The 9,138-nt window shown below is 63.0% G+C and carries 10 protein-coding genes; all 10 read right to left on the bottom strand.

Features of this window, described 5'->3' with window-relative positions:
* Positions 1-27: 27 nt before the first annotated feature.
* Positions 28-1,671, bottom strand: a complete 1,644-nt coding sequence (locus OB03_RS11615) for a putative bifunctional diguanylate cyclase/phosphodiesterase (protein WP_461344233.1) — start codon at positions 1,669-1,671, stop codon at positions 28-30.
* Between the two features lie 46 nt (positions 1,672-1,717).
* Positions 1,718-2,326, bottom strand: coding sequence for a GNAT family N-acetyltransferase (locus OB03_RS11610; protein ID WP_461344231.1), 609 nt, complete (start codon positions 2,324-2,326; stop codon positions 1,718-1,720).
* An 18-nt stretch (positions 2,327-2,344) separates the two neighbouring features.
* The gene (locus OB03_RS11605) at positions 2,345-3,637 is read right to left on the bottom strand and encodes a M16 family metallopeptidase (RefSeq protein WP_461344232.1); all 1,293 of its coding nucleotides are present in this window, start codon (positions 3,635-3,637) and stop codon (positions 2,345-2,347) included.
* On the bottom strand, positions 3,634-4,377 hold the full coding sequence (locus OB03_RS11600; protein ID WP_461344230.1) for an SURF1 family protein: 744 nt from the start codon (positions 4,375-4,377) through the stop codon (positions 3,634-3,636). Before OB03_RS11600 ends, OB03_RS11605 begins: the two co-directional genes overlap by 4 nt.
* On the bottom strand, positions 4,377-4,745 hold the full coding sequence (locus tag OB03_RS11595) for a DUF983 domain-containing protein (RefSeq protein WP_461344229.1): 369 nt from the start codon (positions 4,743-4,745) through the stop codon (positions 4,377-4,379). The genes OB03_RS11600 and OB03_RS11595 overlap by 1 nt, the downstream gene beginning before the upstream one ends.
* A 72-nt stretch (positions 4,746-4,817) precedes the next feature.
* Positions 4,818-5,690, bottom strand: coding sequence for a cytochrome c oxidase subunit 3 (locus tag OB03_RS11590; RefSeq protein ID WP_242914597.1), 873 nt, complete (start codon positions 5,688-5,690; stop codon positions 4,818-4,820).
* Between the two features lie 84 nt (positions 5,691-5,774).
* A complete protein-coding gene (locus OB03_RS11585) occupies positions 5,775-6,338 on the bottom strand; it encodes a cytochrome c oxidase assembly protein (protein ID WP_461344228.1) in 564 nt (187 codons plus the stop codon).
* Complete coding sequence (locus OB03_RS11580) at positions 6,338-6,604, bottom strand: hypothetical protein (protein WP_461344227.1); 267 nt, start codon at positions 6,602-6,604, stop codon at positions 6,338-6,340. Before OB03_RS11580 ends, OB03_RS11585 begins: the two co-directional genes overlap by 1 nt.
* A 5-nt stretch (positions 6,605-6,609) precedes the next feature.
* The gene (locus OB03_RS11575) at positions 6,610-7,578 is read right to left on the bottom strand and encodes a heme o synthase (protein ID WP_242914592.1); all 969 of its coding nucleotides are present in this window, start codon (positions 7,576-7,578) and stop codon (positions 6,610-6,612) included.
* Positions 7,579-7,646: 68 nt separating this feature from the next.
* Positions 7,647-9,138: cytochrome c oxidase subunit I (locus OB03_RS11570; RefSeq protein WP_461344226.1), on the bottom strand; the 1,492-nt coding region annotated here is incomplete at its 5' end.

Here is a 9,138-nt window from a genome sequence, read left to right as displayed (position 1 = left end):
CATCGCAAGGCGGCACCGCCTGACGCACTAGCTGCGCGCCTTGATCGGTGCCGCGCCGTCCACCAGCGACTCGTTCAGATAGACCTCTGCCTCCTGCGCAGGCAGCGCGGGCGCATAGCCGAAGCCCTGACCATAGTGGCAGCCGTCCTGCACCAGCAGATAGGCCAGGCTGGCGTTCTCCACGCCCTCGGCCACCACTTCCAGCGACAGGTCGCGCCCGAGGTTCACAACCGAACGCACGATCTTGGCCGAGCCCTCGTCCTTGTCCATCGTCAGAACGAAATAGCGGTCGATCTTGAGCGTATCGAACGGCAGTCGCGCCAGATAGGACAGCGACGAGAAGCCGGTGCCGAAATCATCGAGCGCCAGCGATGCCCCGACCTCGCGCAGCGAGGCCAGCACTTCGGCGGCCTTGTTCGGATCGCGCATAATGTCGCTTTCCGTCACTTCCAGCTTCAGCGCGCCCTTGGGCAGACCGGTCGTGGCGATAATGTCGGCAACATCCTGAACCAGATGCGGACGCTCGATCTCGCCGACCGACAGGTTCACGCTGCAGAACAGATCGCCCGCCGCCGGGTGGCGCGACAGCCACTCGGCCAGTTGACGCGCCGCCTGACGCATCATCACCAAACCCAGCTCCGCCATTAGACCCATCTCTTCGGTCAGTGACAGGAACTCGTCGGGCGGCACCAGTCCGCGTTGCGGGTGACGCCAGCGCGCCAGCGCCTCAAAGCCGGCCACAGCCCCCGTCGAAAGATTCACGATGGGCTGATAGAAGGGTTCGATCTCGCCGCGGCTGAAGGCGTTGCGAAGTTCGCTTTCCAGCGCCAGCCGCGACAGGCTGTCATTCTCAAGCGCACGACCATAGGCCGCCGCACCGCCGCGCCCGCCCGTCTTGGCCCGCTCCAGCGCCAGGGAAGCCCGACGCAGCAACTCGCCTGCGGCAGGCGCATCGGCACCGCCCTCGGCGCTTGCCGCACCGATCGACACGCTGGGATAGATGTCATAGCCGGCCACCGACATCGGCAGTTCCAGCGCCTCGCGCATCCGTTCGGCGGTGGATGCCGTCCCGGCCCCCGACTGACGGTCCCGTCGCACGAAAACAGCAAACTCGTCCTCGCCGATACGTGCGGGAGCGGCTTCATTGGGGAAGGCTGCCGACAGACGCGAGCCCAGCGTCGACAGGACAAGGTCCGCCCGCTCCGGCCCAAGCGCCTCGTTCAGCCGCTTTAGGCGGTCCAGATCGGCGATAACCATCTCGAACTCGCCGGGCTGGACCAGACCTTCGCTCACACGGCCAAGGAAGGAGCGGCGATCCAGCAGATGCGTCAGGGCGCATCGCCCCGTTCCGATCATCCGGTGTTCCAGCGTGACAATGCCCGCCGCGCGCAAACCGTCCTCAAGCCAGACCCCGCGCCACAGGCAGGTTTCGGACCCGCGCATTCTCAGGCGCACGGAAATCTCGGCACCTTCTGCGCGGGGCTTCAGCAGCCGCTCCGCAAGGGCGCGGTCCTGCGGCAGGGCCATGGCCACAAAGGTCGCCGCCGTGCACTCAGGTGCCAACGGGCCTAGTCCGATTGAAGGAGTCGCACCGCTAAAGCTGATGCTGTCCTGCGACGGGGTCCAGACCCACAACGCAGAATCTGCGGCCGCCAAGGCCTCGAGGGCCATGGTCGGGTCCCACGCATGCGCTCTGGAACGTTGGGTCAATATTGCCTCATTGGTCACGTTCTGGCTGCTTCCGCCCCCCGAGGTCGGCCTCCAAAACGCCAAACAGCAGATGATCTGCCCACACGCCGTTAATTTTCAAATAAGCCTTCGCCATTCCCTCGTGTCGGAAGCCCGACTTCTCCAGTACGCGGCGCGACGCATGATTGGATGGCACGCATGCCGCTTCCACGCGGTGCAGCGCCAAGCCTCCGAATGCAAAGTCCAGAACCGCCCCGACGGCCGCCGTAGCACGCCCCTCGCCCGCATATGGACGCCCGATCCAGTAACCCAGCGTTCCCGTTTCGGCGACACCGCGGCGAATGTTCGACAGGGTGATCGCTCCGACCAGTCCGCCTGTCTGCTGGTCCAGCACAAAGAACGGATAGGCGGTGCCCAGTTCCATCTCGCGCGCATAGACTGCCAAGCGGCGCTTATAGGCCCCGCGGGTCAGGTCATCCTCGGCCCATGCCGGCTCCCACGGTTGCAGATAGTCCCGCGAGGCTTCGCGGATCTCGGCCCACTCGCGATAGTCCGACGGACGCGGCGGTCGCAACATGACCCCGCCCCCGTAAAGAACGGGGCCCTCGTTTTCCGATTTCCAGTCAAACAAGGCCATGCGCCTGTTCTAAACGCTTCAAGCCTGCGAGCGATAGCCCGTGCGGGCGGCATCAACTGTGGATGCAAAGGCTTTTCCGGCCTTGATGGCCGCCTTGGGACCCAAAACCGCCGTTGCGGTGAGACCGTCGGACAACAGCCCCTCGCCAAAGGCGCGCATCCCCTCGGTCGTCACCGCCTCAAGCGAATCAGCCAGATCGTCCGACGAAACCAGATGCCCATAGACCAGTGCTTGTGTGGCATGGCGTGCCGAGCGGCTGGCGGCGCTTTCGTCCGACATCCACAGACCGGCCTTCATCACCGCCTTGGCGCGCTGCATCTCGGCCTCGGTCGGCCCGTCCAGCGCCAGTTGCACCACCTGCTGGGCGCAGACCTCGGCCAGCTCCTGCGAGCGTTCGGCAGCCGCACCCGCATAGATGCCGAGCAGGCCGATATCGGCATAGGGCTCCATATAGGCGTCGATCGCATAGGCCAGCCCGCGTTCTTCGCGCGCCGACTGGAACAGACGCGAGGCCATGCCTCCGCCCAGAATCTCGGTGAACAGACGCGCGGTCGGCAGGTCTTCCGACGTCGCCGACGGAGCCACCATCTGGAATACCAGATTGGCCTGTTCAATCTTGCGGGCCATGCGGGCCTCGCCGCCGATGAACTGCGCCTCGGCAATGACCGGTGCGGGGCCGGCCACTTCGGAACCGAACCATGTCTCGGCCAGCTTCAACAGTTCGGCCTCGTCCACCCCGCCCGACACGGACACGACCATCCGGTCCGGGGAATAGAGCGCCGCACGCCATGCCGAAATCTGTTCGCGCGTGACCGGCTTCAGGCTTTCGACGGAGCCAAGGATCGGACGCCCCAGCGACTGGTCAAAGAAAGCCGTCGCCTGCGCCATTTCGAAAACATGGTCATCGGGGGTGTCGAACGCCTCAGCGATCTCCTGCGCCACGACGTCCTTCTCGCGCTCGATCTCGACGGGATCCAGCGCCGGTCGGAATACAAGGTCCGACAGCACCTGCATCGACAGCTCCAGCGAGCCGTCCACGCCACGGATATCAAAGCTGGTGCGCTCATAGCCGGTGGCTGCATTGATGGTGCCGCCCGTGGCCTCCACCCGCTCGACGATATCGCGTGCGCCCATCTCCCCCGCGCCCTTGAACACCAGATGCTCCAGGAAGTGCGACCAGCCCGACTGGGCCTCGCTTTCCATTCGCGCGCCGCCTGCGACGGCAACATTCAGGGCAAAGGTGCGACGACCGGGCAGCGGATCGCAAATCAGTCTTACGCCGTTGGACAGCGTGTGCAGGCGGACAGTCAGGGGGTATTTCCTTGCAGGTCGGCCGTTCGCATCAGGCGACGGCGCAGCAGCCCTATATAGACGCCGATCAGGACAACAGCGAGGCCGAACCATGTCGCGGCATATCCGGCGTGGTTATTGCTGAAGGCCGCAGGCGGCACCGAGGGGTGCAGCCCCTCGATCTCCGGATTGATCGGCGTGGCGGCATAGATGATCCACGGCGAAACCTGCGTCTTCACACCCAGCACCTCGGCCATGGCCGCGGGGTCGCGCCCGAAGAAGACATTGCCCTCCGGCGGCGGCGTCATACCCGACGGTTTGATCGGCTTACGCACCACCCCCGTGAACGAGACGGGCATGGCGGCGTTGTTCCCGACGACCGGACGCGACGTGATGTCCTGACCGACAAAGCCGCGATCAATCAGGATCGACTGCCCGTTCGCCAGCGGACAGGCCGAAATCAAACGAAAGCCCGGCTGCCCCTCTTCGATCGAGCGCAACTCGACAAACGGGGCGGTGTTCAGCCCCCGACACAGCACCAAAACCTTTCGGAACTCCGGCGCGGCCGAAGCCAGCACCTCGTCCACCGGTGCGGGCGGCTGGGCCTCTGCCTCGGCACTGGCCGCGATCAGGCCTTCCTTCCACTGCAGACGCTCGACCTGCCAGACCCCCAGGCTGATCAGGGCCACAAGCGAGACCGCCGTCAGCGCCGTCAGAACAACGGGAAAGCGCGGCTTGGATTTAGAGCGGGTATCAGACATCAGCCGTCCTTGCGGGTACGCAGCATATTCAGGGCTGTCATCAACCCCTTTCCGGGTCGCATCAAGCCCCCCGAGACAAGAACCACCAACGGCAACCAGATCACCAGATTGAGCCAGAGCGGCGGCTGGACCGCCAGATTGAACGCCACGGCGGCCATGCCCACGGTCGCACCCGTAATCTGCATGATGAAGGTGGCTGCCCCATCCCCGGTCTCGATATCCTTTAGTGCAAAGCCGCACGCCTCGCAGCGCGGCTGCACCTTCAGCCAGCCCGCAAACAGACGCCCCTGCCCGCAGTTCGGACACCGCCCGCGCACTCCGGCCCAGACGGCCGCACGTCCCTGCAATCGTTGTTGGCTGCTGCTCATGGTCATCCAAAAGAAAACGGCGCGGAACCGAAGTTCCGCGCCGTCCTGATTATCAGACTTGGTGTCCGCCGATCAGCCGTAAACGACGTACAGGAAGGCGAACAGGAACAGCCAGACCACGTCCACGAAGTGCCAGTACCAGGCGGCAGCTTCGAAGCCGAAGTGCTTCTGCGGGGTCATTTGACCCAGATACAGACGCAGCAGGCAGACCGCCAGGAAGATGGTGCCGACCAGAACGTGGAAGCCGTGGAAGCCGGTGGCCAGGAAGAACAGCGAGCCATACAGCTTCGAGTTCAGGGCTTCTTCGTTGAAGAACAGGTGGCCGTGGATGATGTGGTAGTACTCATAGGCCTGAACAGCCGAGAAGATGACACCCAGACCAACGGTCAGCCACAGACCCATTTTGGCGGCCTGACGGTCGTTCTTCAGAATGGCGTGGTGAGCCCAGGTCACGGTCGTGCCCGACAGCAGCAGGATCACGGTGTTGAGCAGCGGCAGGCTCCAAGGATCCAGGACCTCGACACCCTTCGGCGGCCAGGTCGACCAGGCCGCAGCCGTGTCCGTCCAGTTGCCGTATTCAGGGATCAGGGTGCGGGCTTCGTTGAAGATCGCCATGTCGAAGAACATCCAGAAGATGCTGGCAAACAGCATGACTTCCGATGCGATGAACATGATCATGCCATAGCGAAGACCCAGTTGGACGACCGGCGTGTGGTCACCTTTCTGGCCTTCTTTGATGACATCACGCCACCAGCCGAACATGGAGTACAGAACACCGGCCAGGCCGATGAAGAACACCCACTTGGTGCCCTCCGGCAGGCCGAACATGCCCTTCATCCAGATAACGGCGCCGGTCAGCATGACCACAACGGTCATCGAGGTGACGAGCGGCCAGGGGCTGGGGTCAACCAGGTGGTAGTCGTGTTGTGGTTTCGCGTGGGCCATTCCAGGGTCTCTGAATTAAGGCAAGAGTCGAGTTATGCAGGGCTATAGCGTTGCCAGTCGGGCTTTGCCAATGCCTATTGAGGCTTAAACCGCAGGATCGAAACCTTTGGTTGGGTAAAACGTGTAGCTGAGCGTGATTTCCTTGATCCCGCGACCTTCACGGTCGGTCGCCATCTCGGGCGCCACGAAGTACTGGACAGGAAACACAACCTCGGCTCCGGGGGCAATCTCCTGCCCTTCGAAACAGAAGCACTGCAGCTTTTGGAAGTAAGGGCCGGCCTTGTCAGGTACGACGTTGTAAGCAGCCGTAGCGTGGATAGGTTCGTTCGAGGTGTTCTTGACCTTGAAATAGGCCATCCCCGTCTCGCCGATACGCACGCGCTGGGTGGTCAGCTCGGGCACAAAGGTCATCGGCAGATTGCGGACGTTGGTGTCGAAGTGGATCGTCACCATCTGGTCCAGCACCTCCTTGGGCGCTTCGACCGCTTGTGACACCGTGCCGCCAAAGCCGGTCACCTGACAGAACAGACGATACAGCGGCACAGCGGCAAACGCCGCGCCCGTCATCGCCATCACCCCGAATACACAGGCGATGGCGATCCAGTTCTTGCGGGCCGCCTTTTTAGCGCTCACGTCATCGCCCGACATTACGGACGCTCCGCCGGGGTGACCTCGACGGCTGGGGCTTCAACAGCCGGTGCCGTGGAAGGCACTGCGCCCACCGCTGCATTCTCGGCAGCCTCGGCCGCCTTGCGGGCCTCGTTGTTGGCATGCATCCGCGACACGGTGATCGAATAGACCGTGGCGATGAACAGCAGCAGGCCGCAGGCGATGGCAATGTTGCGGCGCTTGCGGGCGCGCACCTGTTCGTCGGTCAGCTTGATGAACTGCGGCGTAGAATCGTTCTGGGTCATCGCACTCAGGCTCCGATGAGCGGCAGTTGCTCGACCAGAAGGGCCGAGAACAGCGCCATCAAATACAGGATGGAAAAGGCAAACAGGTTGCGGGCAGGCTTGGCCTCGGCGCGCACGTCGTACAATGCGGCTTCTCGCCCCACGGCCTCGGCCTTGTCGGGCTGATCGCCTGCGCGCGAGCGCCACAGACGCAGCGCCAGATAAAGGAAGAAAAGACCGCCCGTGATCGACACGACGCCATAGATCACGCCTCCCAGACCCACAAAGGTCGGGGCAATCGCTACGGGCACGAAGACCAGGGTATAGATCAGGATCTGCAGACGGGTGGACTTGGCACCGCGTGCCACCGGCATCATCGGGATACCGGCCTTGGCATAGTCACCGGCCGAATACAGCGCCAGGGCCCATGAATGCGGCGGGGTCCACAGGAAGATAATCAGGAACAGCAACCACGCCTGCCACGGTGCATCACCCGTCGCCGCCGCCCAGCCGATCACCGGCGGGAAGGCCCCGGCGGCACCGCCGATGACGATGTTCTGGGGCGTGCGACGCTTGAGCATCAGCGTATAGAAGACGGCGTAGTAGACGATCGTCAGGGCCAACAGGCCACCGGCGATCCAGTTGGTGGTCATGCCCAGCAGCATGACCGAAAAAATCGACAGGATGACGCCGAAGGCCATGGCGTCGTTCTTGCGCACGCGGCCTGCCGCGACGGGGCGGCCACGCGTGCGACGCATCAGGGCGTCTGTCTCGCCCTCCAGCGCCATATTCAGCGCCCCTGCAGCACCTGCCCCCACGGCGATGCAGATCACCGCCACGACAGCGTTCAGCAAAGCCAGATGGCCCTGCGCCGCGATCAGACCGGTGACAGCCGTAAACACGACCAGCGACATGACGCGCGGCTTCAGAAGCTGGAAGAAGTCTTCCGGCTGGGCGGTCGAAATGAGGGGGGCTTGGTGCTGGGTCATACTCATATAAGGCGAAGGCCGCCCTTCCGGTTCTCGAAAGGGCGGCCTCTCCATTTGTTATCCCGGGAGAGGGATTAGTGGTGGTCGTCCGCCTTCACCACCGGCAGTTCGTTGAACTGGTGGTGCGGAGGCGGCGAGGACAGGGTCCATTCCAGCGTGGTGGCACCTTCGCCCCACGGGTTGGCTTCACCCGGACGACGACGGATGGCGGCTTCCAGAAGCATGATCAGGAAGATGCCGACACCTACGATGGTGATCAGATAGCCGTAGGACGAGACCTGGTTCCACAGGGTGTAGGCTTCCGGATAGTCGATGTAACGACGCGGCATGCCTTGCAGACCCAGGAAGTGCTGCGGGAAGAAGATGACGTTAACGCCAACGAACATGACCCAGAAGTGCAGCTGTCCTAGGAACTCGTTGTACTTCACGCCGAACATCTTCTCGAACCAGTAGTAGAAACCGGCGAAGATCGAGAAGACGGCACCCAGCGACAGCACATAGTGGAAGTGGGCGACGACGTAGTAGGTGTCGTGCAGCGAGTAGTCCATGCCGGCGTTCGACAGCACCACACCGGTCACACCACCGACGGTGAACAGGAAGATGAAGCCGATAGCCCAAAGCATCGGGGTCTTGAAGGTCAGCGAGCCGCCCCACATGGTGGCGATCCACGAGAAGATCTTAACGCCGGTCGGAACCGCGATAATCATCGTCGCAGCCACGAAGTAGGTGCGCAGCTCGATCGACATACCGACCGTGTACATGTGGTGAGCCCACACGATGAAGCCGATGAAGCCGATAGCGACCATGGCGTAAGCCATCGCGAGGTAGCCGAAGATCGGCTTCTTCGAGAAGGTCGAGACGATGTGCGAGATCATGCCGAAGCCCGGCAGGATCATGATGTACACTTCCGGGTGACCGAAGAACCAGAACAGATGCTGGTACATGACCGGGTCACCGCCGCCGGCCGGATCGAAGAACGACGTGCCGAAGTTACGGTCGGTCAGCAGCATGGTGATGGCGCCAGCCAGAACCGGCAGCGACAGCAGCAGCAGGAAGGCGGTGATCAGAACGCCCCACGCAAACAGCGGCATGCGGTGTAGGGTCATACCCGGCGCGCGCATGTTGAAGATGGTGGTGATGAAGTTGATCGAGCCGAGGATCGACGAGATACCGGCGATGTGCAGGGCAAAGATGGCCATGTCGAACGACGGACCGGTGTGGCCCATGGTCGACAGCGGCGGATAAGCCGTCCAGCCACCACCGAAGCCGCGGCCCGGACCACCGTCCACGAACAGCGACATCGACAGCATGATGAAGGCGGCAACCAGCATCCAGAACGAGATGTTGTTCAGACGCGGGAAGGCCATATCCGGCGCACCGATCATGATCGGCGTGAAGTAGTTGGCGAAACCGCCCATGGTCGCAGGCATGACCACGAAGAACACCATGATCAGGGCGTGGGCCGTGACCGTGACGTTAAAGCCGTGTTTGGACGCTTCGACGATGCCCAGTTGCTGGACGATGCCGCCTTCACGGAACAGCTGGATACCCGGCTCGGCCAGTTCC

The sequence above is a fragment of the Brevundimonas sp. GN22 genome, assembly GCF_054824005.1.
Note: the sequence above shows the minus strand (reverse complement) of the source record. Positions and strands in the feature narration are given on the sequence as shown.